Origin of the sequence: Nitrobacter sp. TKz-YC02, from assembly GCF_049852135.1 — a bacterium.
Lineage (GTDB): Bacteria > Pseudomonadota > Alphaproteobacteria > Rhizobiales > Xanthobacteraceae > Nitrobacter > Nitrobacter vulgaris.
This window is the reverse complement of the sequence record NZ_CP180728.1, coordinates 1327109-1349216: the sequence shown is the minus strand read 5'-3', so window position 1 is coordinate 1349216 and position 22108 is coordinate 1327109. Positions and strand designations below refer to the sequence as shown.

27 protein-coding genes and 1 pseudogene are annotated in these 22108 nt (G+C 61.2%); 7 read left to right on the top strand and 21 right to left on the bottom strand.

Features of this window, described 5'->3' with window-relative positions; translation table 11 throughout:
- Nucleotides 1-13: 13 nt before the first annotated feature.
- Nucleotides 14-775 (top strand): S1 family peptidase, encoded by a 762-nt coding sequence (locus tag ACM561_RS06340; RefSeq protein ID WP_425908863.1) that lies wholly within the window; start codon nucleotides 14-16, stop codon nucleotides 773-775.
- Between the two features lie 113 nt (nucleotides 776-888).
- Here the strand turns inward: ACM561_RS06340 and ACM561_RS06335 are convergent, their stop codons facing one another.
- The 3 genes from ACM561_RS06335 to ACM561_RS06325 all read right to left on the bottom strand — a co-directional run bounded on the left by ACM561_RS06335 (nucleotide 889) and on the right by ACM561_RS06325 (nucleotide 2505).
- Nucleotides 889-1263 (bottom strand): DUF2019 domain-containing protein, encoded by a 375-nt coding sequence (locus ACM561_RS06335; RefSeq protein ID WP_425908862.1) that lies wholly within the window; start codon nucleotides 1261-1263, stop codon nucleotides 889-891.
- A gap of 202 nt (nucleotides 1264-1465) precedes the next feature.
- The gene (locus tag ACM561_RS06330) at nucleotides 1466-1840 is read right to left on the bottom strand and encodes a DUF2019 domain-containing protein (RefSeq protein ID WP_425908861.1); all 375 of its coding nucleotides are present in this window, start codon (nucleotides 1838-1840) and stop codon (nucleotides 1466-1468) included.
- The gene (locus ACM561_RS06325; RefSeq protein WP_425908859.1) at nucleotides 1837-2505 is read right to left on the bottom strand and encodes a hypothetical protein; all 669 of its coding nucleotides are present in this window, start codon (nucleotides 2503-2505) and stop codon (nucleotides 1837-1839) included. The genes ACM561_RS06330 and ACM561_RS06325 overlap by 4 nt, the downstream gene beginning before the upstream one ends.
- Nucleotides 2506-2744: 239 nt before the next feature.
- Here ACM561_RS06325 and ACM561_RS06320 point away from each other — a divergent pair, with 239 nt between their 5' ends.
- Entirely contained in the window at nucleotides 2745-2867 is a 123-nt protein-coding gene (locus ACM561_RS06320) for a hypothetical protein (protein WP_425908858.1), read from the top strand.
- A gap of 1 nt (nucleotide 2868) precedes the next feature.
- Here the strand turns inward: ACM561_RS06320 and ACM561_RS06315 are convergent, their stop codons facing one another.
- The 3 genes from ACM561_RS06315 to ACM561_RS06305 all read right to left on the bottom strand — a co-directional run bounded on the left by ACM561_RS06315 (nucleotide 2869) and on the right by ACM561_RS06305 (nucleotide 5517).
- The gene (locus ACM561_RS06315) at nucleotides 2869-3246 is read right to left on the bottom strand and encodes a DUF2019 domain-containing protein (protein ID WP_425908857.1); all 378 of its coding nucleotides are present in this window, start codon (nucleotides 3244-3246) and stop codon (nucleotides 2869-2871) included.
- Nucleotides 3243-4115, bottom strand: a complete 873-nt coding sequence (locus tag ACM561_RS06310) for a hypothetical protein (RefSeq protein WP_425908856.1) — start codon at nucleotides 4113-4115, stop codon at nucleotides 3243-3245. Before ACM561_RS06310 ends, ACM561_RS06315 begins: the two co-directional genes overlap by 4 nt.
- Nucleotides 4116-4263: 148 nt before the next feature.
- On the bottom strand, nucleotides 4264-5517 hold the full coding sequence (locus ACM561_RS06305) for a phage major capsid protein (protein ID WP_425908855.1): 1254 nt from the start codon (nucleotides 5515-5517) through the stop codon (nucleotides 4264-4266).
- Nucleotides 5518-5680: 163 nt separating this feature from the next.
- Between ACM561_RS06305 and ACM561_RS06300 the strand changes: the two genes are divergently transcribed.
- Entirely contained in the window at nucleotides 5681-5968 is a 288-nt protein-coding gene (locus ACM561_RS06300; RefSeq protein ID WP_425908854.1) for a hypothetical protein, read from the top strand.
- A gap of 184 nt (nucleotides 5969-6152) precedes the next feature.
- Here ACM561_RS06300 and ACM561_RS06295 read toward each other — a convergent pair.
- From ACM561_RS06295 to ACM561_RS06270, 6 genes and pseudogenes are all read right to left on the bottom strand, one after another.
- Nucleotides 6153-6308: pseudogene (locus ACM561_RS06295) on the bottom strand (phage portal protein); the annotation flags it as partial.
- A gap of 140 nt (nucleotides 6309-6448) precedes the next feature.
- Entirely contained in the window at nucleotides 6449-6685 is a 237-nt protein-coding gene (locus tag ACM561_RS06290) for a hypothetical protein (RefSeq protein WP_425908853.1), read from the bottom strand.
- Between the two features lie 115 nt (nucleotides 6686-6800).
- Nucleotides 6801-6953 (bottom strand): hypothetical protein, encoded by a 153-nt coding sequence (locus tag ACM561_RS06285; protein ID WP_425908852.1) that lies wholly within the window; start codon nucleotides 6951-6953, stop codon nucleotides 6801-6803.
- A gap of 279 nt (nucleotides 6954-7232) precedes the next feature.
- Nucleotides 7233-7397 (bottom strand): Flp family type IVb pilin, encoded by a 165-nt coding sequence (locus tag ACM561_RS06280; protein WP_425908851.1) that lies wholly within the window; start codon nucleotides 7395-7397, stop codon nucleotides 7233-7235.
- A gap of 169 nt (nucleotides 7398-7566) precedes the next feature.
- A complete protein-coding gene (locus ACM561_RS06275; protein WP_425908850.1) occupies nucleotides 7567-9126 on the bottom strand; it encodes an MDR family MFS transporter in 1560 nt (519 codons plus the stop codon).
- A 154-nt stretch (nucleotides 9127-9280) separates the two neighbouring features.
- A complete protein-coding gene (locus ACM561_RS06270) occupies nucleotides 9281-9796 on the bottom strand; it encodes a YcgN family cysteine cluster protein (protein ID WP_425908848.1) in 516 nt (171 codons plus the stop codon).
- Nucleotides 9797-10125: 329 nt separating this feature from the next.
- On the opposite strand from ACM561_RS06270, the gene ACM561_RS06265 reads away from it, so the two are divergent.
- From ACM561_RS06265 to ACM561_RS06255, 3 genes are all read left to right on the top strand, one after another.
- Nucleotides 10126-12408: a transglycosylase domain-containing protein gene (locus ACM561_RS06265; RefSeq protein ID WP_425909661.1), complete on the top strand. Its 2283-nt coding sequence runs from the start codon at nucleotides 10126-10128 to the stop codon at nucleotides 12406-12408.
- Nucleotides 12409-12564: 156 nt separating this feature from the next.
- The gene (locus tag ACM561_RS06260; protein WP_425908846.1) at nucleotides 12565-13140 is read left to right on the top strand and encodes a DUF1214 domain-containing protein; all 576 of its coding nucleotides are present in this window, start codon (nucleotides 12565-12567) and stop codon (nucleotides 13138-13140) included.
- Complete coding sequence (locus ACM561_RS06255; RefSeq protein WP_309774696.1) at nucleotides 13137-13715, top strand: DUF1254 domain-containing protein; 579 nt, start codon at nucleotides 13137-13139, stop codon at nucleotides 13713-13715. The genes ACM561_RS06260 and ACM561_RS06255 overlap by 4 nt, the downstream gene beginning before the upstream one ends.
- An 80-nt stretch (nucleotides 13716-13795) precedes the next feature.
- Here the strand turns inward: ACM561_RS06255 and ACM561_RS06250 are convergent, their stop codons facing one another.
- Together ACM561_RS06250 and ACM561_RS06245 are read right to left on the bottom strand one after the other, a co-directional pair.
- Nucleotides 13796-14551, bottom strand: coding sequence for a hypothetical protein (locus ACM561_RS06250; protein WP_425909660.1), 756 nt, complete (start codon nucleotides 14549-14551; stop codon nucleotides 13796-13798).
- Between the two features lie 39 nt (nucleotides 14552-14590).
- The gene (locus ACM561_RS06245; protein ID WP_079446205.1) at nucleotides 14591-14794 is read right to left on the bottom strand and encodes a hypothetical protein; all 204 of its coding nucleotides are present in this window, start codon (nucleotides 14792-14794) and stop codon (nucleotides 14591-14593) included.
- Nucleotides 14795-14932: 138 nt separating this feature from the next.
- Here ACM561_RS06245 and ACM561_RS06240 point away from each other — a divergent pair, with 138 nt between their 5' ends.
- Entirely contained in the window at nucleotides 14933-15898 is a 966-nt protein-coding gene (locus ACM561_RS06240; protein WP_425908845.1) for a DUF2336 domain-containing protein, read from the top strand.
- 67 nt (nucleotides 15899-15965) lie between these two features.
- On the opposite strand, the gene cckA is transcribed toward ACM561_RS06240, so the two are convergent.
- From cckA to flgB, 7 genes are all read right to left on the bottom strand, one after another.
- Complete coding sequence (gene cckA / locus ACM561_RS06235; protein ID WP_425908843.1) at nucleotides 15966-18518, bottom strand: cell cycle histidine kinase CckA; 2553 nt, start codon at nucleotides 18516-18518, stop codon at nucleotides 15966-15968.
- A gap of 149 nt (nucleotides 18519-18667) precedes the next feature.
- Entirely contained in the window at nucleotides 18668-19747 is a 1080-nt protein-coding gene (flhB, locus tag ACM561_RS06230) for a flagellar biosynthesis protein FlhB (protein WP_425908841.1), read from the bottom strand.
- 10 nt (nucleotides 19748-19757) lie between these two features.
- The gene (gene fliR, locus ACM561_RS06225) at nucleotides 19758-20528 is read right to left on the bottom strand and encodes a flagellar biosynthetic protein FliR (protein ID WP_425908839.1); all 771 of its coding nucleotides are present in this window, start codon (nucleotides 20526-20528) and stop codon (nucleotides 19758-19760) included.
- 14 nt (nucleotides 20529-20542) lie between these two features.
- Complete coding sequence (fliQ, locus tag ACM561_RS06220) at nucleotides 20543-20806, bottom strand: flagellar biosynthesis protein FliQ (RefSeq protein WP_079446200.1); 264 nt, start codon at nucleotides 20804-20806, stop codon at nucleotides 20543-20545.
- Nucleotides 20807-20869: 63 nt separating this feature from the next.
- The gene (fliE, locus tag ACM561_RS06215; RefSeq protein WP_425908837.1) at nucleotides 20870-21181 is read right to left on the bottom strand and encodes a flagellar hook-basal body complex protein FliE; all 312 of its coding nucleotides are present in this window, start codon (nucleotides 21179-21181) and stop codon (nucleotides 20870-20872) included.
- A gap of 14 nt (nucleotides 21182-21195) precedes the next feature.
- The gene (gene flgC, locus ACM561_RS06210) at nucleotides 21196-21621 is read right to left on the bottom strand and encodes a flagellar basal body rod protein FlgC (protein ID WP_425908836.1); all 426 of its coding nucleotides are present in this window, start codon (nucleotides 21619-21621) and stop codon (nucleotides 21196-21198) included.
- A 29-nt stretch (nucleotides 21622-21650) separates the two neighbouring features.
- Nucleotides 21651-22058, bottom strand: a complete 408-nt coding sequence (gene flgB, locus ACM561_RS06205; RefSeq protein WP_425908834.1) for a flagellar basal body rod protein FlgB — start codon at nucleotides 22056-22058, stop codon at nucleotides 21651-21653.
- Between the last annotated feature and the right edge of the window lie 50 nt (nucleotides 22059-22108).

Genomic DNA, 22108 nt, shown 5'->3' with positions numbered 1-22108 from the left:
CTCACATCGCTGCATGATTCAAAAATTCATTCGTTTAGCTGCAGCCGCGACGCTCGTGATGCTGACGCACCCTGCCCTTGCCATGGTCGGCGGCGGCGGCGCGCCTTCGCCTGCGATGGCGAACGCAGTCGTCACCATCGTCGGCTCGCGTGGCTCATCCTGCACCGGCACGCTTATCGCACGCGATATCATACTGACCGCCGCGCACTGCATCGCACCCGGCGTTACCACCAAGATGGTGGACTACACGAGCCAGCCGCCGCGCCTACTTGATATCAAGCGCGTGGCCACGCACCCGCAGTTCAACCCGCAGAGCGTGCTCGCGCACCGCGCCACCGCCGATGTCGGCTTGTTGCAACTCGCCGCGCCGCTCGCTGTGCAACCCTTCCGAGTCGGCGGCGCGTTGATGCCGATCAACGTCGGTCAGCGCCTCACCGTCGTGGGCATGGGCATCGCAACCGTTGGCGACGGTCGCAGCGGCGGCGTGGCGCGCACCGCGAGTCTTGCGGTGACGGGGCGGCCCGGTACCTTGCAGATCCGTCTGGTCGATCCTTCAACCAACAACGCGCGCGCGGGCCTTGGCGCCTGCACCGGCGATTCCGGCGCGCCGGCAATTCTCGACTCCAGCGGCGGCGCTGTCATCATCGGTGTTGTGAGCTGGTCGACGGGCGCGAACAATGCGTCGGGCTGTGGCGGCCTCACCGGCGTCACGCCGCTCGCGCTTTATCGCGACTGGATTCTGACAACGGCGCGAAGCTGGGGCGCGGGGATATGAGCTAGCACGGGCCAATTTCCCGGAGGAGAAATCGGGAAGTTCACCATATTGGATCGCAACGACCTTATCGAAAGGGCCACTGACGAGCCCGTCGCACGGACTTTGCAAGTAGATCAACGAGGAATGTAGGTTCCTTCGTCGAGGCCGCGCAAAGCACCGGCTGCGTCGGCGTTTTGAGGCATGACGTCGGAATCACGAATACTCTCAAGACATTTGCGGGCGGCTTCGGGAAAGAGCACCAGAAGCGAGTGTGCTGCCTGCAATTGAACCTGAGCGTTGGAATGTGAAAGCAGCGGCAACAGTGCTCGACGCTGATCGCCAGGCATCTGCTGGAGTTCGGCTTTTATACGCTGCATTTCGACGAAAAGGCGGTTGTATCTTGAGGTGCTGCCGAGGCTGTAGATGATTTCATACTGTTCCAAACAGACCTCAACAAACCGCGCGATAAGAAGGCGCACACGACGTTCGTCTACTTGCACTGTCTTCATCGGAGCACACCGTTATCCCGTAGGATCGTCAGCCCCTCCCGCATCTGATCATCCCAGCTCTTGCCCCGGAGGTAATCCCGCGGCGATAAACCGTCGAACCGAACATTAGGCGTCGAATAATATCGAGCCATTCGCATTCTATCGCGACTGGATTTTGAAGACAGCGAGAGCCTGGAGCACGGAATTTTGAAAAGGACGCCCTTCACTTCGGAATGTAGCTGCCTTCATCGAGCCTTCTGATAGCCGTCGCAGCCTCTCCGTTCTGTGGCTCGGTGCCGGATTCACGGATACTTTCAAGGGCATTGCGAGCTAAATCCGGATAGAGCGCGAGGAGCGAACGCGCCGCTGCCAAACGAACCTGAACGTTGGAATGTGAAAGCAGCGGCAACAGCGCCCTTCGCTGATCGCCAGGCATTTCCTGGAGTTCCTTCCTGATAAGATTCATCTTTGCGAATAGCCGATTGTATTTTGCATTATCGATCACATACATCGCGTGATATTGCGCTATGCCGATCTCGACGAACTGAGTGACGAGATCTCGCAATCGGGTATGGTCGAGCGGATCGGTGGAAATCATTGAAGCACCCCTTTGTCCCTCAGAATCTTCAATCCCTCTTGCATCTGCTCGTCCCAACTCTTGCCGCGGAGATAGTCTCTGGGCGGCAGACCACCGTAGTCTTCGTTGGCCCTTGAATAGTAACCGTTGATATCGACGTGCTTCACGACAGGAATCCGCACCGTATTTTCAGGGCTGTCAATCCGCACGCGCCCGAATTGCAGCCTGTTTTGTGCGAATTGACCAACGATGTGATGATCCTCGTAGCCGGGCTCGCTGGGCAGCTGCGCGCGGGCTTGCAACTCCTCCAGCGTGCGCGGCGGATCATTTGCTGATTTGATCGCCGCCGTCTCTCCCCTAAGTCCCTCGGCTTGCCGCAGCGCCTCGAAAACTGAGTGAGCGGCCGGCGACATAGGACCGACGACGCGAAGGTATTTAATCACTCGGCGAATAAACTCGATCGGTCGCTCCTCAGGCTTCCGGGCAGCGAGTGGAATTTCCGGCGGTTCTTCAATGGACGGCGGTTCTCCCGCGACTTGCACACCATCAACGGTGTTGTCACGCGGCGTGATCTGAAAGAGACCGAGACTACCTGCTCCTCCTGCACCGCCATCCGTCCATTGCCCGCCGTCGGAATTGTCCGCCGGTACGCGCGGCTGGTTTGGATTGTATTTCCGGGCGAGCATCGGAAACGCTTTGGCTACGTCTGCGCCAGACGGGAGAAACCGCGCGGCGTCGGGGCGAACCCAGCGGGCCGCATCCGGCCGCAGCCATCGTGATTGCTGATGGCGCAGCCAGGCTTCGTGATGCGATGTTATGGAACCTTGAGGAACGATATGCGCTCCAAAAAAGCGGCGCGCCAAAGAAGCGCGCCGCTGAATTTCCGGTCATGCCTGAATGTAGGCGCGAAACGCGCGGCAACTTCATGAGCTGGTCGACAGGCGCGAACAATGCGTCAAGCTACGGCGGCCTCACCGGCGTCACGCCGCATTCTCCGCTCTATCGCAACTTGATGGCTATGACGTTGCGAAGCTGGAGAAGGCCGTGAGCTACGTCGGCTTGAAAATTCCACGATCAAGGTTAAGCAAGCACATGCCGGCATCACCGGATTGAGGTAACCATCGCGAAGATGCAATAGCCTCAATTTTCCTGCGAGCCTCGTCGGGCGCAACAGCGAGCGTGGACCGGGCGGCCTGCAATTGAACTTGCATGTTGGGATAGTCGTAAAGCGCCATCAGCGCGCGCCGTTGATCGCCCGGACGCCGCTTCAATTCATCCCTGACTTCCGTCATCCGTTCATACAGACGATTGAATTTCGTGAGTTCGTGGCCGAGAAGCGCATCATCCTGTGCGGCAGTGATTGCCGCAAATCGACCGACCAGCTGATCGACGAGCATCTCATCGAGTCTGATTTTCCTAAAGATCATGGCTTGAGAACCTCGAACATCACCAACGCATCAAGACCGACCCGTCGACGTTCATCCCAACTCTTATCGCGTAAATACTCCCTTGGCGACAGACCGCCGTAGTTGTCAGTTCTCGTCCCATACCATCCCGTAATCCGATAATGCGTCAGGCGCGGGATGCTGACAAGATTGGACGGATCATCGATTTCGCTGCGCGCGAAGCCAAACCGTTCGGCCCAGGTTTGCTCGACGATGTGATGATCATCATAACCCGGCCGATATTGCCCCACGCCCTGCTGCAACTCTTCAAGCGATTTCGGTTCGTCGCGCGCAGCCTGAATGAGGGCGTGATAGTCTTTGAGCCATTCTACATTATTCATCATCCCGGCATACGCAACTGCGGCCGGCCCGCTGTTTCTCGCCAGCCAGCCTGCCGCCGCGCGAAGATATTTCGTTCTTTCGGCACTGGTTGTTGGCCGCTGTTTCGGAATCTCCGGGGGCTCGTCCAGTGGCGGACCTTGGTTGTGCCCAATCCCCGGCCGCCAATCTCCCGCGAGTTGAACACCGTCGATCGTGTTGTCGCGCGGCGTGATCTCAAAGAAACCGAGGCTACCTCCTCCTTCGCCGTCGTCCGTCCACTGGCCTCCGTCCGGATTGCCCGCCGGCACGCGCAGCTGGTTCGGATTGTATTTCCGGGCCAGTGCGGGAAAGGCTTTGGCGACATCCGCGCCGGGCGGAAGGAATCGCGCGGCGTCCGGGCGAACCCAGCGGGCCGCATCCGGCCGCAGCCATAGTGATTGCTGTGGCGTAGCCAGGCTTCGTGATGCGATGGCATGGAAGTATGTCCTTGAGGAACGATATGCGCTCCAAAAAAGAAAGCGGCGCGCCAAAGAAGCGCGCCGCTGAATTTCCGCTCATGAGTGGGGCATGCCCACGCATTCGTCTTGCTTTGAAAGATAGATGGCCGGATCACTAGCGTGAGGACGCGCTTCGCGTTTTTGTCCGGCCATGACGCCGATGCAGGACCAGCGACCTTCCTCAGCTCGCTGCGAACTTCATCAGCTTGATGGCGTCGAAGTCCTGCACGCCGCCGCCAACGCGCTTGGTGGTATAGAACAGCACGTAAGGTTTTGCCGAATAGGGATCGCGCAACACGCGCACGCCGGCGCGGTCCACCACGAGGTAGCCGCGGCGGAAATCACCGAACGCGATCGAGAGTGAATTTGCCGCGACATCCGGCATGTCCTCGGCCTCGACCAGCGGGAATGTCATCAGCGAGGCGCGCCCGCCAGCCTGCGCCGGCGGCTGCCACAGATAGGCCCCACCGGTATCCTTGAACTTGCGGATCGCGGCTTGCGTCTTGCGGTTCATGATGAAAGCAGCATTCTGGCGATAGCCAGCCTTCAGCGCATAGATCAGGTCAACCAGCGCATCCGACGGGTTGCTCGAGGCGAACGCGCCAGCCGCGCCGCTGGCAACGTAACCCAGCTTGCCCCACACCCACGAGCCGTTCGCAACCGTGTCGGATTGCAAAAAGCCCTTCGGCTGGTTGGTGCCGTCACCGTTAACGAACGCCGCGCCTTCCTGAACCGCGAAGGTCAGCTCGACTTCTTGCGCGATCCACTCGTCGATGTTGACGGCGGAATCGTCAAGCAGCGTCGCAGTCGCCGCGGGCATGGCGTAAAGCTCCATCGCCGGGAAGCTCAAGGCATCCAGCGTCGGCGATGTGGTTTGCGTTCGCGAGTCCGTCTCACCGACCCAACCCGTGGCTGGACCCGCGGTCATGAACGGCTTCTTGTAAACATTGCCCGAGATGGTGCGAACCGACGCGAGCGCGCGGATCGGCGAGATAGCCGCCAAACGTTCCCCGATTTCGTGTTCGAGTTCGACAGGGACGAGATAGCCGCCATCCGGATTGGAGCCGGCCGACATCGCCTTGGTCTCGAGCGCGCGCAAGGCGCCCGTCTCGCCGCCACGCACGTAAGCCTCGAAGGCGCTTTTGTGCTCGCGGGAGCCAGCGTCCCTGAGGATTCCGGTGCGGCCTTCGAGCGCCGGGCGGGCGTTCTTGAGCGCCAGTTCATCCATGCGCCTGTGCTGGGCATCGAGCGCGGCATTGATGCGATCGACCTTCTCCTCCAGCAGCACGTCGCCGCGCTTTTGCTCCAGCCGTGCCAGGCGTTCGTCGTTGGCCGCCTTGAATTCCTCGAAGGTGACGCGGAAGTCGTCGTAGCCGCCGCGAACGGCGCCGCCGGATTTATGCTCCGGCGCGATGTCGGTGATATCGAAGTCCATTCATGCTCTCCTCGGTGATAATAATTTCGCCCCGTCGTGTCTGATGTTTAAGGCTTGTTTGACCGCAAGACCTGTTGACCCGAAGGTTTCTCTGACACCCAAGACTTGCGCGCGGGTGTGCGCTACAGTGGCTTCCGGCAACGGCAGCACGTTGAGGCGAACCATGCGATTTCTGATCTTTGTCTGGATAACTCTGGCCGTCGCCGCTGCCGGAAGCGCGTGGTATGCGATGCAGCCCTTGAGGCGGGTCGTCGCCTGGTTCTCGATCGCCGCCTGCGTCGTCCTGTTGGCGGCGTTCGGGATATCCTTCGTAATGCTGAGCGCCAGCGCCGAAAAATCGCTGCTATCGATTGCGCTTTATCTTTTGAACTGGAGCATGGCCACCGGCGGCGCGGCGATCTGCGTCGGAGCCATCGCGGGCCTCGCACTGGCGCTGGCGTTCAAACGGTGAGCGACCGGTGCATTACGAAGATTATTTTCTCGCCACGACGTCATAACGGCAACGAACCGCGGCGCGACACGGCGCTCAACGCGCAGCGTCGCCCTTCCCTTCCGCGCAGCGACGCCACCACCGGGCGCGGGCGGAGCCGCGGCGCCGATTCATCGTCGGCCTCCGTCATGCTCCGCCATTCGCGCTGCCGTGTATTGGGTCGCGCGAGCAGCAGCGACAGCGGATGCGCTTCGTGTTCCTGCGCGCCCTCGAACACGAGGTAGCTGCATGACGCAACGTTCTCCGCAATCAGCCGCACCGCGCGATGCACGATAGGATTGGTTAGATATCCGCCGCGTGCGCTGCCGCTTCAATCCGGCCTTTGCCGCATCGTCGCCTTCATCAACTATAACGGGGACGTCATCAACGTACCGTGCGGTGGCAGCGATTGTCGCCTTGCGCGCGAGAACGGCGGCCCGGGTCTTGCCGGATGATGACGTTCTAACCGCGCTTTGATTTGTCGCCGCTTCGGCCTTCGCCTTTTGCGCCTTCGATCGCGATGCCGGCGCGACCCGCTTGCTCCCAGCCGACAACGGCAACGCTTTCTTCTTCGATGCTGAGAACGTTCCGGTCCTGGATGGCGTCAGCTTTGAGCGAGAGGCAACACGCCCCGCCGCCGACTTTCGTGCCGGCTTGCCGGTTCGCGTCGCAGACATGAAGATCAAGAACTCCCTTCAAGCGGACCCAATGCCGCTGAATTCCTGGATTGGATTACGATGAAGATTTCGGGTCCCCTGGCCGGCTTCATCCCCGCCGACCAAAGCCGTTTATTATGTAGACCTTAAGTCCGACCTTACTGATGGACGAATACGAGCCACGTTACGCAAAGGATCAGCGCGACCAGACCGGTGCTGATGGTCGACAGCAAAAGGGCGGGAAGCTCAGGTTCGGACCGTCGCACCTCCATGGAGGTCTCCACAGTTTGACTGCGTTTTTCCGTCGTCATGTTCGTTCTCCCCACGGTCCGCCATCGCATGCCAATTGATCGGGACAACAGCAGACTCCCTGCGATGTTCCCTGCAATAAAGGAGCCGTGGTTACGACTCGCTATGAGCTTTCATCCGGGGATTCCCGGCAATGTTCGTTTGCCGGTTTCGTCAGCCGCGCGATCAGGAAGCATCGCCGTGATGTCTCGGCGCAACTGTGGAGCATGGCGTAAACCTACTCCGGCAGCGTCACGCTGTCAAGGTATATTTTCCTAGAAAAATTTACCTGTTTTCGGACCTTATTTCAGCAGCCCGTTGAGCGCGTCGAAGCGATCCTTGAGCCCACTGCCGATGCCGGTGACCGCGGCCACGATGACGATGCTGATGCCGGAAGCAATCAGGGCATATTCGATCGACGTGGTGCCTGTTTCGTCCCGCAGAAAATCCGACGCAAGTTTTGCCATGAGGTGCAACGCCAACTTCCAGCCTTTGAATCCCCGCGGATGCTCCAATAGTGATCGGGCGCAGCGCGACGACCTTTCAAAACTGGGATGCTAGAGTTGAAAGATTTCTCGGAGCCTAACCGACACTCTGAAAGAATGCTTAAGAGCGATAGCAAAAGTTGCGTGCGGATCACGCCGGGGGGCCGGTGAGCGGCCGTTCCTCCATTCGCACCAGCAGCAGTGCGGCGCCCGCCAGCATCGCGGCTGTGGCGGCGAATACATAACGAAATGCGGTCGTGAGGTCGGAGGCGGAGATTACACCGACCCGACCGCCGCCCTCATTGCCGGTCGAGGCATCGGTTCCCAGCGCCATCAGCAGGATGGCGGCAAATGCAGCGACAGCGAACGAGGAAACCAACGCGCGAAAAAAATTCATCGCGCCGGTGACGGTTCCGACCTGCTGACGCGCCACCGCATTCTGCAGCGATACCACGCTGACGGGAAATATCGTGCCGAGACCGAAGGCGAACAAGGATAGCAATGCAAGCAGCGGCCAAAGCGGCGGCGTCACCACAGCCAGAATCGCGGCCACGACGGCTGCAAATGTGGTTCCCAGTACCGCGACGCGCTTGTAGTGGAGGGTACGCATCATGGTGCGGCCCGCAAGCGCCGCCCCGCCGGTCGAAATCGCCGCGATCGGAATCAATGCCAGTCCGGATTCGCTCGCGTTGAGATGGTGGACGACCTGATAGTACAGCGGCAAATGCACGGTGATCCCGATAATCGCGCCGAGCGCCAAAGCACCCGCGGCTATCGCATACGGAACCACCGGGCCGCCCATCAGTGATAGCGGCAGGAATGGTTCGGACGTCTTGCGCGCGTGCCGGACAAAGACCGTGGCAAGCACAAGCGAGGCGCCAAGCATAGCGGCGATTTGCGGCGACGCCCAGGCGAAGCGGTTACCGCCCCATGTCAGCACCAGCAGGAAAACGACGGCGGATGCCATCAGCAACAGGCCGCCGGTCCAGTCCACTCTGCGGCGGCGGTGGAACACCGGAATTTTACCCATTTTCGGCAACAGCAACGCCAGCGAGACAAAGCCGAGCGGCACGTTGATCCAGAAAATCATCGACCAGTGCAAGTGCTCGGCGAAAACGCCCCCCAGCACCGGCCCCGCGATGCCTGCCGCAGTCCATACGCCACTGAAATATGCCTGATACTGACCACGCTCCCGGGGCGTCACCACATCGGAGATCACGGTCTGCACCACGGGCAGGATGCCACCGCCGCCGATGCCCTGCACGCCGCGCGCCACGATCAGCGTCGTCATGTTCGGCGCCAGCGCGCACAGGACCGAACCCGCAACGAACAAACCGAGCGCGGTGACGATCATGGCACGGCGACCGTAGATATCGCTCAAGGTACCGAACAACGGCGCGACCGCTGTGGACGCCAACAGGTACGCCGTAATGACCCACGACAGGGTGGTGACCTCGTGGAACTGGCGGCCGATGGTCGGCAGCGCGGTTGCGACAATGGTCTGATCGAGGGCGGCGAGGAACATGGTCAGCATCAGGCTGACCAGAATGGTGCGCACCTCGCTCCGGCTTAGCGGCGCGGGCGTCACGACCGGCGGCGCACTGGCGTCACCGTCAGCCTTGCCGGAACGCGCCGCAGCTTCTGGCGCGGCGTCGCCGGACAGAATCGGGGGATCCGACGGACCCCGCCCCAGACGCTCGAATGTATTCATGCGGACAGACAAAATATGAATTGGCTAACAAGAGGCGGAGGCCGGTGCGGTTCGCTGCTTTGTGAACATTAACGCTTGAGGCCCGCGTTCGGACAGCGACCGACGGAATAAAAATCCTCCAATGCAAAATCGCAAATTTGTGATGGGAGACCGGTCAACCCTTCGGCGGTTTCCGAAGCCGGGCGCGCTTCGGCAGCCGAACCGGCCACTGCACGATATGATCCTCCAGTTCAGAATCGGGAATCTCATCCTCGGTGCCGCGGACCCGGCCACGCACCGAAACACCGGCCTCGTGGACGGTATTAGGATTGCCGGAAATCAGCGGATGCCACCAGTAGAGATCGCGCCCCTCCGCGACCAGGCGATAACCGCAGCTCGGCGGCAACCAGTTCAAGGTCCGGACATTGTCCGGCGTGAGGCGGACGCAGTCCGGAACTTGTTCGGAACGCTTCGGATAATCCTTGCAGGCGCAAAGCCCAGCATCCAGAAGCCGACAGGAAACATGCGTGAAATAAATGTCGCCGGTATCCTCGTCCTCCAGCTTCTCCAGGCAGCAGCGCGCGCAACCATCGCACAGGCTTTCCCATTCGGCGCTGGACATTTCATCCAAGGATTTGGTCTTCCAGAAGAACCCGTTTTGTTCCGATGATCGCGCGGGTAGTTGGGTCATGGAGTGAGCCAAGGGGTGTGCCAGAGGTTGCGCCGAAGAAGCCGATTTTCCGTCTATGGGCTTCGCCGGCACCTCGCGCAAGCGCCCTAGGGGATCTGGGATGCCAATAGCGGCTATGCCGGGCTGAAATCGCGACCGGCCATTGGTTTATCTTCCGCGCTCGGATAGAAGAAAATCGGCTTTCCCGAGGATGCCAAGATGATGTTTCAGCGTGGGTTTTGAGATGCCTTCTCGAGTGCCTTGGGTTTGCCGTAACGTTCTTGCATGAGGGTGGCGAGATGGCGCCTTAGAGAAGGCGCTGCGATGCCGCAGATCGGTCACAGGCCTTGGTGCGCAACAACCTGCCCTCCGATTGGAAGAAGCGAATCCGGCATATCCTGCTGGATCTCGATTCGCGCATCGATTCGACCCTGTTCTCCTCGGCGGCCGGCGCGCGGGAACTTTATGAGCGCTTCTCCACGTTCATGGACCGCTTCTATGTCGGCCATTGGAAGCGCTGGGTAATCGTCGAGCCGCTGTCTGAAGCTGCAACCTTGGGCCTCGGCGGTCTCATCCTCCTGCTGGCGCTGGCACAGCCGGCGTTCCGCGAAACCGCCGACGAGGACTGGCTGAAGAAATCCGATCTCGCGGTGGCGTTCCTCGATCGCTACGGCAATCCGATCGGCAGCCGCGGCATCAAACACAACGATTCGATTCCGTTGGAGGAATTTCCCGACAACCTGATCAAGGCGACGCTTGCGACCGAAGATCGCCGCTTCTACGATCATTTCGGCATCGACATTGGTGGCACCTTCCGCGCGCTGGTGACCAACGCACAGGCTGGTGGCGTGCGGCAAGGCGGCTCCTCGATCTCCCAGCAGCTTGCGAAGAACCTGTTTCTCTCCAACGAGCGCACCATCGAGCGCAAGGTCAATGAGGCCTTCCTTGCCGTCTGGCTGGAAACCCGACTGAGCAAGAACGAGATCCTTAAACTGTATCTCGACCGCGCCTACATGGGCGGCGGAACCTTCGGCGTCGACGGCGCGGCGCATTTCTACTTCAACAAGTCGGTGCGTGACGTCAACCTCGCCGAATCCGCGATGCTCGCCGGCCTGTTCAAGGCACCGACAAAATACGCGCCGCACATCAACCTGCCCGCCGCCCGCGCCCGCGCCAACCAGGTGCTCGACAACATGGTCGATGCAGGCTTCATGACCGAGGGCCAGGTGTTCGGTGCGCGGCGCAATCCCGCCACCGCGGTCGACCGCCGCGACGAGAACTCGCCGAACTATTATCTCGACTGGGCATTCGAAGAAATGCGCAAGCTGGTCGACACGTTTCCGCGCTCCTACACCGAGCGCGTGTTCGTCGTCCGCACCGCAATCGACATGAATGTGCAACAAGCGGCGGAAGAAGCGATCGAGAGCCAGTTGCGCCAGTTCGGACGCGACTATCACGCGACGCAAGCGGCAACGGTCGTCGCAGATCTCGATGGTGGCGTGCGCGCAATGGTCGGTGGGCGCGATTATGGCGCGAGCCAGTTCAATCGCTCGACGGATGCCCTGCGCCAGCCCGGATCGTCGTTCAAGCCGTATGTCTACACCACAGCGTTGCTCAACGGCTTCACTCCGACATCCAAGATCGTCGACGGCCCCGTCTGCCTCGGCAACTGGTGTCCGCAGAATTACGGCCATTCCTACTCCGGGACGGTGACGCTAACCCAGGCGCTGACGCGCTCGATCAATGTTGTGCCGGTCAAACTCTCGATCGCGCTCGGCAAGGGGGCAAAGAATCCCGCTAAAGCCGGCCGCGCCAAGATCGTCGAGGTCGCCCGCAAGTTCGGCATTGTCACACCGCTGCCCGACACGCCCTCGCTGCCGATCGGGGCCGACGAGGTCAACGTGCTCGAACACGCCGTCGCCTACGTGGCATTTCCGAACAAGGGCAAGGCGGTTACGCCGCATGCGGTCCTGGAAGTCCGCACCGGCGCCGGCGATCTGGTGTGGCGCTACGACCGCGACGGTCCCCAACCGCGCCAGATCATTCCGCCTTCGGTCGCCGCAGACATGGCAGGCATGATGAGTCATGTGGTCAGCGAAGGCACCGCACGCCGCGCGATCCTCGACGGCATTCCGGCCGCAGGCAAGACCGGCACCACAAACGCTTATCGCGACGCCTGGTTCGTCGGCTACACCGGCAACTTTGTATGTGGAGTCTGGTACGGCAATGACGACTATTCGCCAACCAACCGCCTGACCGGCGGCGCGTTGCCCGCCCAGACCTGGCACGACATCATGACGGCCGCACATCGCGGTATCGAAGTCAAAGACCTCCCCGGTGTTGCAGCGCCAGCGAAACCGACCGCCGACGTGGCAGCCAAAACCGCTGCCAGCGACGACGATGCAAAACCGGCCCCCCCGCCGATCCTGACCAAGCGCGGAGCCGACATCCTGGTCCGCGTGGAAAAGATGCTGGATCAAGCAGCCAAGACAATCGGAAAAACCTCGGCCGGAGAACCGGTCAATCCGGCTCGCTCCGGCGCCCTTAGTCCCACCTCCTCCGGAGGCGGCGCAGAAAACTTGGCGGCCGCGACGTCCAGCGACCGAGCCGCCCCGGCGCCAAGCAAGAACTAAAGCGGGATACGGAAGTGTGTACGGTTTGCGACCGCAATAAACAATGGAATCGATCACGGTTATGATTTGGATCTTTCTGATCCAAACGTGGCGTGTTTCCGACATTCGCATTACAGATGCGCGACTCGAATGGCTTCAACACTGGAGCGCCGACACGTGCGGCTGATTATCATTTTGCTAGGCCTCGGTCTCGCCACCGCGATAGGCCTCGGAACTACCTGGATCACCGCAACGCGCGGCACCAATCTCGGCACGCTGACCATCGGCGCATGGACGGCAAAACCAAGGATTGGATCTGCTGAGATCGACCCTTACTCCAGCGCCGCAATTGCGCGAAGTGGAGAGCTGCCGATCGGAGCGGGAGATGGCATAGCATTTCTTGCCACGGCCGACGACGCCAAGCGACCGCTCGATGGCCGATGCGACGTCATCATCAGCGGCGTCACACCGGCGGCGCGGTTCTGGACGCTGACGCTCCACGACCGCAAGGGCCATCTGGTGGCGAACTCGCTGCAACGCTATGGGTTCACCAGCCAGGAAATTGTGCGGAATTCCGACGGCTCATTCGTGGTGCATGTGGCATCTCGCGCGCGTGCCGGCAACTGGCTGCCGACCGGCGGCATCGAGAGCTATGTGCTGATGCTTCGACTCTATGACACGCCCGTCGGAGTGGGCACGCGAACCCGACGCGACGCCCCAATGCCTTCCATCGCGACAGAGAGGTGTTCATGATCCGCCTGCTGTTTGCAATCGTCGGCGGCATTCTGCTCGGCGGGATCGTGCATCTCGTCAGCGTATTGGCGCTGCCGCGGATTGCCTCGCAGGACGCCTATTCGCGACTAACGGAAATGACGACACTGAACGCCGTGACGCCGTTGCCGCCGGCGGATCCCGCCAATTCGCTGATGCCTTTCATGGACCCTGCGTTTGCCGTCGCGGTCTGCCGCTACGACCTGTCAGACGGATCGATCAAGCTCACGGTACCCGTGAGCGAGGCCTACACGTCGGTGTCATTTTACACCCAAAGCAACGTCGCCTATTACGCCATCAACGACCGTTCAGCTGGACGCAAGGTGATCGAACTCAATCTGATGACCGAAGCACAGCACGCAGAGCTGCCCGAAGAAGAGGACGTGACGGCCGCGGACCGGCTCATCATCGACTCCCCCTCGACGACAGGGCTGATCGTTCTGAAGGCGCTGGCGCCTGAGTCCGGCATGACGGAGCAGGCGAAATCATCTCTCGCCGCCGCAAAATGCCGGCTGCAAACTGAGCCGCCCGTGGTGAAACCGGAAGCGAAACGATAGGACGTTTGCGAGGAAAATCCGGGTTAACGAGGCTTGGTCGGTTTTGCTCTCGTCAAGCGTTCGCTACAATCAAGGACGCGCTACCCGCGCGTACGCAGGGCGCGGCCGATCACGGGGGCCGCGGTCACAGGGGGATTGGCGGCCAACATCGCGAGTTGCCCGATCAGACGGTCTGCGTCGGCCGCCATACCATCCGGCGCCTGAACCACCAGATGCTCGAGCGCCCAGCGATAGGACGCGATCCGCTGCTCGAGACATTGCTGCACCCACTGCACGATCAGGGTGTTTTCCTCCATGCGGGCGACGGCGTCAGCGTGCTCACGCGGCGATAGGTCGGACACCAATCTCAGGCTGGCGTTGCGCTTGCCGTCGAGAACGAAGACCTGCCGGGCGGTGTTGAAGAACGGATCAAAACGGGTGATGTCGTCGCGGACGTCATCGATTAATTGCGTATAGCGCGAAGTGTGAGAACGATGCGGCTCGTCGATGAGCAGGCGGCCGTAAGCGGAGCGATCAAATGCAGGCTTTTGCCGCCATGGCGTAGCGAGCGGGTCGTAGTCGCCGAACACACTCTTCCAGGCCGGCCGCGAATGCGGCGGCTCGACCAGCGGATAGGCGAGATCGCGCAACATCCGCTCGCTCTCGGTTAGTTGAAACCGCGACGGCTGACGACCGATGCTGCCGGTCGCTTCCGCGCCCATCCAGCGGTGCATGTCGTCGTTGCGTGCATCCTGACGAACGCGGCCAAAGTCACCGCCACTGCATGCTGCGAGCGCAGTGCCTAATAGAATCACGGAAACAAGCGAAGTGAGAGATGAACGTTTCAGCCCTGGCATCGCAAGCGACGTCTCCTGCATCGGGCGTGTCCGGAAAAATCAGGAGCGGGCACGGCGGCGGCGCCGCCGCCCGGCAGCCGTGCCCTGCTCGGGACCGCTTCCACCGCTGGTTTCGTCGGTCTCGCGGTCGATGCGTATGACTGGCAGGATCACCACCGTTCCCCTCATCTGATCCGAAGAGCGATTTACCGTTGATCCCAGCCGCGAAGCCGCATCTGCCGGAAACGCAATAACGGTGCCCATGCTCAGTCTCTCCTCGCCCCAGCGCTCGTCGCTGTTTGGGCAGCGACGCGTCGGGATTTAGAACCCCGCATGGTTAACGGCCTGTTAAAGCGGCCGCGCTAGGTTGAGAACAAACTGGTTCCGTAAGCGTAAGCCGCCATGACCACACCTCCGATGTTTCCCGGCTTCGACGGGTTGTTGATGCTGTCCCGCCGGGACGGCGTTGACATCCGTCCGACTCTGCTACGGGTCCTGACCGACCTTTATGTGCAGACCAGCACACACTCTGTCGAAGAGGAACGACACTTCGTCGAACTCACCTCACGCCTGATCGATCATGTCGACGACGCCACCCGCGCCGTAGTGCGCGCCCGCCTGTCGATCTACCCGCGGACGCCGGCGGCGATCATGAGCAAGTTGCGGCTCGACGCGTCCGTCACCCCACCGCAGGCTGGTAGCCCCGCGCCGCCATCGCCGCCCGCGACGGCGGCCCCAGCGACGAAACCGCACACGGTCGCAACGCTATCGATGGCACCAGGTGACGCCGCCGAAATAAGTGAGATGTTCTTTGGCGCAAGCTCTAAAGATCGCGCTTTGATCCTGCACAACCTGTCCACGGCCCCGCTGCGGCCGTCGCCGCATATTCATCCGTCCCGTGCCCTGCGGGCGATCGAGATTTTGCACATGGCCGCATTCGCGTCCGACGTTGATAGCTTCGCGACCGAACTCAGCGCAACCTTGATGCTTCCCGCTGCGATTTCCGAACAGGTGGTGAAGGATCCGGGCGGCGAGCCGCTCGTTTGCGCCGCCAAGGCCATCGGCATTCCCTCTGAAATTTTCCAGCAGATTTTGCTGTTTCTCGATCCGGCCATCGGCACGTCCGTCACTGAGGTCTATCGGCTCTCGCGCCTCTATGACGCGCTCAGTGAACGCTCTGCGCGAATCATGCTGGCCGCCTGGCGCGGTGCCACGATGACGGAAGCGCGGGCGAAGTATCGCTCCACCCTTTACGATGACGGGCGCAACCGCACGCGGACAGCGCCGGCGCACGGGCGTCACGGCGCTGTACAACCCGCCACGGCACCTGCCGCGCGCGGAACCGGACGCAATCCAATAAAGGGGTAGATGGGCGGATTAGCCTCCACCCGGTCCTTGAAGGCCGAGCGGTCAACGGCAGACCGAAACATCGAGGCTAGGATGCCGTCATCGTCTCCTTGACCTTGGCAATCAGCGCACTGAGCGCGAAAGGCTTCGCAAGGAAAGCGAACTGCTCGTTCTCCGGCAGACTCTTGTCGAATGCTTCTTCGGCGTAACCCGACACGAAAATGATTCTGAGATTGGGATTGCGCACCCGCATCTTCTGCAACAGAGTTGGCCCGTCCATTTCCGGCATAACAACGTCGGAGACCACCAGATCGACGGCACCATTCTCGTCGAGCGCTTCCAGCGCTTCGATGCCGTTGGATGCTTCGATCACGCTGTAGCCGCGCGAACGCAGGCCGCGGGCATTGAGCGAACGCAACCCCTCTTCGTCCTCCACCAACAAAATAGTGCCTTGGCCGGTCAGATCGGTGTTGACCGATTTGGTCGGTGGAGAAGACTCCTTTGCCGCGCCGATCACGCCGGGCGACGCCGGCGGCGCCTCGGCTTCGGGATGATGGCGCGGCAGAAAAATACGAAACGTCGTGCCCTCGCCCGCCTTGGAGTCAACGTAGATGAAACCGCCGGTCTGCTTGACGATGCCGTAGACCGTGGACAGACCGAGCCCGGTGCCCTTGCCCACCTCTTTTGTGGAAAAAAACGGCTCGAAAATCTTATCGACGATCTCGGGCGGAATTCCTGTACCGGTGTCGCCGATCTCGACCAGCACATAGTCCGCGGCCGGCATTCCCTTGTGGCCGAACGCCGCGACCTCCGCGGCCGCGACATTCGCGGTGCGGATCGCGAGCTTGCCGCCATTTGGCATGGCGTCGCGCGCATTGACCACGAGATTGACGATAACCTGTTCGAACTGCGAGACGTCGGCCTTGACCGGCCACAGGTCTCGCCCGTGCACGACGCCGGGGAAAGTAACCTTCTCGCCGATCAAACGTTTAAGCAACATGCCGATGTCGCTCAGGGTATCGCCGAGATCGAGCACTTTCGGCTGCAGGGTCTGTCGCCGCGAGAACGCCAGCAATTGCCGCACCAGGGCTGCGGCGCGGTTGGCGTTCTGCTTGATTTGCATGATATCCTGGAAAGACGGGTCGGTCGGCTTGTGCGCGTTCAGCAGGAAGTCATTTGCCATCATGATGGCGGACAGCACGTTGTTGAAATCGTGTGCGATGCCTCCGGCAAGCTGGCCAACCGACTCCATCTTCTGGGATTGATTGATCTGGCTCTCGAGCGTGCGCCGCTCGGTCGTCTCAAGCATGTAGACGATGGCTGCTTCCGCGTCGCGATCGTCCTCCACCGCGGTGACGAAAAACTGTCCCCATCGCTCGCGCGCGCCCTCCAGCATCACCTCGACGGGAGGGATATCACCCTGCCCGTCCGCCGCAGCGTGGATAGCCGCGCTCAATTGACCACGATCGCGCTCCTTGACCGCCGCAAGAATCGACTTGGCGACGGCGCCGTCCGGACTGAGGCTTTGCGCGAGTTTCGCAAACCGCGCGTTGGCGCGACCAACAGCGCCGGATTTATCGACCGTCGCGATCGCCATCGGCGTGTTGTCGAAGAAGCGCATGAAGCGTACTTCCGCCGCACGCTGCGGATCGACGCGCTCGTCGCGGGCGCGGCTGATCACCAGCGTTCGCGAGGGACCGGGCACACCGTCGGCGCCGAATGCTAACTTGTGATACAGGCGCGCCGGCATCGTCTTGCCATTGCGCATCCGCAGATCGATATCGAAGACCTCGGTGCGGACTTCGCCGGGCGCAGCAATAATCGATGTCAGCAAAGACGCGCCGTCCCCCGAAACGATGTCGGCGAGCTTCAGGCCACCCGAGCCGACCTCCGCCAGATCGTGATCCAGCCAGTTGGCAAGCGTCGCATTGACATAGACAAGATCGCCTGACTGGTTGACAGAGAAGAATCCGCACGGCGCATGATCGAGATATTCGATCGCATGGCGCAGTTCCTGAAATACATCTTCCTGCCGCTCGCGGTCGCGGGTGATGTCGGCGATCGACCACACGGCATATCGAGAATACCGCTTTGCCTGTGCGAGCCGGCGGACCCTCAGCCGCAGCCAGCGACCGTTCGTGCCGTCGGCGGCGGCAACGCGGACCTCTTCCTGCTGGCGTTTACCCTCGCGCGCAGCCTTCAAAAGGCGGAACACCGCCTCGGAAACGTCGGGATTGCCGATGAATACGCGCTCCACCGGCCGCACGTCCTGCATCGACGTAGCTCCGGTCAGGGTGAGATAAGCGGAGTTGGCATAAACGATGTGCCCGCCGGAATCGGTGACGGCGATACCGTCGAAGGCGTGATCCGCTATCGGACGCATCAGCGGATCGTCAACGGTACGGTCGGCAAAGCGGACGATCCCGGCCGCGAACGCGAAAAGCGTGAACAGCCCGACCATCGCTAGCGAGGCCAATAGCGCCAGAATATAAGGCTGGGCGTCAGTGCTCCCCAGCGTCATAAACGCCACGGCGGCCGCGACGATCGAACCCGCGACTAGCAGAACCAGGAGGATACTGCCGCTCCGCCGCGCCGGCTCCTGCCCCACCTGCGGTAAATCGATGTCGGGATCTGGCGTCATGAAATCCGGCGGGGCCTATCGCGGCGGGCGCGGAATGCGCATGCGCCGGGTCCTGAGTGCCTGAATCGGACCCGGCAGCGCAAGCACCTCATGGGCTCATTCCCGCCATTTCCCCCACCCCGATGCTCTTCCGATGCAGGCTACCGGCCTCAGATCCGGTGCCCCGAAAACCCGCGCTTCAAGCCCATGACGTAACCAATGATTTCGGCGACGGCGTGATAGTGCTCGGCCGGAATCTCGTCGTCGATTTCGACAACGGCATACAGCGCGCGGGCCAAAGGCACGTTCTCGACGACTGGAATGTCATGCTCGCGGGCGATTTCCCTGATCTTGAGCGCGATGTTATCCACGCCTTTGGCTACGCAGACCGGCGCCGACATGCCACGCTCATAGGACAAAGCGACAGAATAGTGCGTCGGATTGGTGATGATCACCGAAGCCTTGGGGACGGCGGCCATCATGCGCTTCTTCATGCGGACATGGCGCAACTGTCTGATGCGAGCCTTGATATGCGGATCGCCCTCTGACTGTTTGAACTCCTCTTTCATCTCCCGCAGCGACATTTTCTGTCGCTCGAACCATTGCCGGTACTGGAACAAGTAGTCTGCGATTGCGACCAGCGCGAGCATCACAACCACGGCGCCGAGCAATTGCAGCGTCAGGCTTTTCGTAATTCCGAGAAGGGCGTCCGGATCGAGCCGCACCATCGCATCGAGCCGCGAGCGCTCCGGCCAAAGCACCGCCGTCATGACCGCGCCCAGCGCGATCAGTTTGAAAAGTCCCTTGGCGAAGTTCGCAGCAGCCTGCTTGCCGAAAATCCGCTTGGCGCCGGACACCACTGAAATCTTGCTCAGCTTCGGCTTGAGCGATTCCCCCGACCAGACGAAGCGGTGCTGAATGACATTGCCGGCGACGGCGGCCATCATCAGCAAAAGCAACGGAACGCCCAGCACGGCAGCAAGGCGATACCCGATTTGCTCGGTCAGTGCCAAAAGACCGGGGCCGTCGGTCCGAATTTGCCAGGAATTGGCGATCAGATTGCGCAACGGCGTCTGGAATCCGTCGCCGATCGAGCCAGCAAACGTCGAAAGTACCAGTGTCGCACCCGCGATCACGAACCAGGTGTTGATCTCCTGGCTCTTGGCGACGTCGCCGCGCTCGAGCGCATCGTCGAGGCGCTTTTGCGTCGGGTCTTCTGTTTTCTCGGTATCGTCGCTCTCGTCGGCCATCGCGGAGACCTCAGTTCAGCGACGTCAGGTCTTGCATCACGCCGACCAGATAATCCATGTAGGTTCCCATCATGGACGCCAGCACGGCGGCGAAGATCATGAAGCCGATAAGAATCGAGAGCGGCACGCCAACGAAATAGACCTGCATCTGTGGCATCAGCCGCGCGAGCACGCCAAGCCCGATATTGAAGACCAGTCCGAACACCAGAAACGGAGCTGACAGTTGCAGGCCGATCTTGAAAGCGCCGGAAAAAGCACGCGTCGCCAGCGCCGCCACGTCGCCGCTCGGCATCAGTTCGCCTGGCGAGAATATCTTATAACTGTCGTTGAGCGCGGCGATGACCAGATAGTGGGTGTCGGTTGCGAACAGCAGCGCGATCCCGAGAAGGGTCAGGAAGTTTCCCATCAACGCGCCTTGCTGGCCCTGCGTCGGGTCCACCGACGTGACGAATCCAAGCCCGAGCTGCTGTGCGATGATCGAGCCTGCCACATGCAAGGCCGCAAGCGTGACGCGTGCCGTAGCGCCCAGCACGACGCCGATAATGATCTCGTGCACCAACAAGACCGCCAGTGGCGCGATCGACTGCATGTCAACGTGATAGGCGGCACGATGCAGCGGCAGGATGATGAGGGTCAAAAGCAGAGCGATGGCGAGCTTCACCCGCACCGGGATGAAGCCCTCGCCGAACCCAGGCAACAGCATCACCATCGCGCCAATGCGGGCGAATACCAGCATGAAGGTGGCGGCGAGAGCGGGTAGAAGCGAGATATCGATATGCATCTCGCGACTGTGCGTCAGCCGCCGATGATTCGCGATGAAATCCGTATCATTTCAGCGTGCAGCGCATCGGCCATGAACGGTAGCGCCAACACCAGCGTCACGAAGATCGCTAGAATCTTCGGCACAAACACCAGCGTCTGCTCCTGAATTTGCGTCAATGCCTGCACCAGCGAAATCGCGACGCCGACGATGAGGCCGACCGCCAGCAGCGGTCCGGAGACCAGAACGATGGTCCAGATCGCGTCACGTGCGACATCCAGTGTTTCAGCGCCGGTCATAACAAACCTCTTTTCGGCCAGATAAGGGAGGACGCAGCATCAGCGAGCTGATGTGCGCTCCAATCAGATCGGCATCCTCATGATGTCTTCATAGGATTGGATGACGCGGTCGCGCACCGACACCAGCGTCGACACCGCGACGTCGGTATCCGCGACCGCGGTCACCACATCCATCAGGTTGGCCTTGCCCGTTGCCATCGCCACCGTCTGCGCATCGGACGCCCGCCCCGCTTCCCTCACGCCGCCGAGTACATCTTTCAGCACCGCACTGAACGCGGGACCATCACCGCTCGGTGCTTTGCCACCGGCGGCGCCGGAATCCATCATCCTCACGAGGCTCGCATAGGCATTTGCTGCAACTGTGGGCGACGCCATGGCAGATTCTCCGATCAGGACTTGAGGATATCGAGTGTGCGCTGGATCATCCGGCGCGTTGCGCTGATGATGTTGAGGTTCGCCTCGTAGGACCGCTGCGCGTTGCGCATGTCGGTCATCTCCACCAGCGAATTGACGTTGGGATATTTGACGTTGCCGCTGGCGTCTGCGGCCGGATTGCCCGGCTCGTGCTTGACGCGGAACGTTGACGTGTCAGGCCTCACCCGGCCGAGCGTCACCACTTTCGCATCGAGCGCACGATCGAGGGTCGAAGAAAAGGTCGGCACCTTGCGGCGATAAGGATCGCCGCCTGGCCCTTGCGCGGTTGAGTCGGCGTTGGCGATGTTTTCCGAGATCACCCGCATTCTCCCGGCCTGCGCTCGCAGACCAGAGGTGGCGATGCTCATCGATCGCATGAAGTCGGCGCCGTTGTCTGCCATGATGCGGTCTCCTTCCGTTTAGCCCTGCGTCACGCCTTGCCGACAGCCATCTTCAGCAGCCGCAGGCTGCGGCTGTAGAGCGAGGTCGCGGCGGCATAGTCCATCTGGTTAGCCGACACCTGGAGCATTTGATCCTCAAGGCTGACGGCGTTGCCAGCCGGACGGGTCTGAAAGCCGCCATTGCCGTTTCGTCCAAAGTGCGAGAACGCTTCGAAACCGGCGATACTCTGACCTGAGGTGGGGCGGATCATCGCCAGCGCTGCACCGCTTGAGGCATTGCCGCCTTGTGCGTCGAACCTCGGTTCCACCAGATCGTGCGGCTTGAAGTTCGGGGTATCGGAGTTAGCGATGTTTTCGGCCAGGACACGCTGGCGCTCGTGATGCCACTGCATCCGGGTGCGCAGCGCCGCCAGCGAGGTTATATCGTTGAGGGGCACGGGTCTTCGCTCCGGCCTCGGGACGGGGCGCCGCCGAGGTAGGCAGAATT

Coding starts and splice junctions, on each gene's coding strand:
- ACM561_RS06340 (WP_425908863.1), top strand. CDS start 14: ATGATTCAAAAATTCATTCGTTTAGCTGCAGCCGCGACGCTCGTGATG.
- ACM561_RS06335 (WP_425908862.1), bottom strand. CDS start 1,263: ATGAAGACAGTGCAAGTAGACGAACGTCGTGTGCGCCTTCTTATCGCG.
- ACM561_RS06330 (WP_425908861.1), bottom strand. CDS start 1,840: ATGATTTCCACCGATCCGCTCGACCATACCCGATTGCGAGATCTCGTC.
- ACM561_RS06325 (WP_425908859.1), bottom strand. CDS start 2,505: ATGCTCGCCCGGAAATACAATCCAAACCAGCCGCGCGTACCGGCGGAC.
- ACM561_RS06320 (WP_425908858.1), top strand. CDS start 2,745: ATGAGCTGGTCGACAGGCGCGAACAATGCGTCAAGCTACGGCGGCCTC.
- ACM561_RS06315 (WP_425908857.1), bottom strand. CDS start 3,246: ATGATCTTTAGGAAAATCAGACTCGATGAGATGCTCGTCGATCAGCTG.
- ACM561_RS06305 (WP_425908855.1), bottom strand. CDS start 5,517: ATGGACTTCGATATCACCGACATCGCGCCGGAGCATAAATCCGGCGGC.
- ACM561_RS06300 (WP_425908854.1), top strand. CDS start 5,681: ATGCGATTTCTGATCTTTGTCTGGATAACTCTGGCCGTCGCCGCTGCC.
- ACM561_RS06285 (WP_425908852.1), bottom strand. CDS start 6,953: ATGACGACGGAAAAACGCAGTCAAACTGTGGAGACCTCCATGGAGGTG.
- ACM561_RS06280 (WP_425908851.1), bottom strand. CDS start 7,397: ATGGCAAAACTTGCGTCGGATTTTCTGCGGGACGAAACAGGCACCACG.
- ACM561_RS06275 (WP_425908850.1), bottom strand. CDS start 9,126: ATGAATACATTCGAGCGTCTGGGGCGGGGTCCGTCGGATCCCCCGATT.
- ACM561_RS06270 (WP_425908848.1), bottom strand. CDS start 9,796: ATGACCCAACTACCCGCGCGATCATCGGAACAAAACGGGTTCTTCTGG.
- ACM561_RS06255 (WP_309774696.1), top strand. CDS start 13,137: ATGATCCGCCTGCTGTTTGCAATCGTCGGCGGCATTCTGCTCGGCGGG.
- ACM561_RS06250 (WP_425909660.1), bottom strand. CDS start 14,551: ATGCCAGGGCTGAAACGTTCATCTCTCACTTCGCTTGTTTCCGTGATT.
- ACM561_RS06245 (WP_079446205.1), bottom strand. CDS start 14,794: ATGGGCACCGTTATTGCGTTTCCGGCAGATGCGGCTTCGCGGCTGGGA.
- ACM561_RS06240 (WP_425908845.1), top strand. CDS start 14,933: ATGACCACACCTCCGATGTTTCCCGGCTTCGACGGGTTGTTGATGCTG.
- cckA (WP_425908843.1), bottom strand. CDS start 18,518: ATGACGCCAGATCCCGACATCGATTTACCGCAGGTGGGGCAGGAGCCG.
- flhB (WP_425908841.1), bottom strand. CDS start 19,747: ATGGCCGACGAGAGCGACGATACCGAGAAAACAGAAGACCCGACGCAA.
- fliR (WP_425908839.1), bottom strand. CDS start 20,528: ATGCATATCGATATCTCGCTTCTACCCGCTCTCGCCGCCACCTTCATG.
- fliQ (WP_079446200.1), bottom strand. CDS start 20,806: ATGACCGGCGCTGAAACACTGGATGTCGCACGTGACGCGATCTGGACC.
- fliE (WP_425908837.1), bottom strand. CDS start 21,181: ATGGCGTCGCCCACAGTTGCAGCAAATGCCTATGCGAGCCTCGTGAGG.
- flgC (WP_425908836.1), bottom strand. CDS start 21,621: ATGGCAGACAACGGCGCCGACTTCATGCGATCGATGAGCATCGCCACC.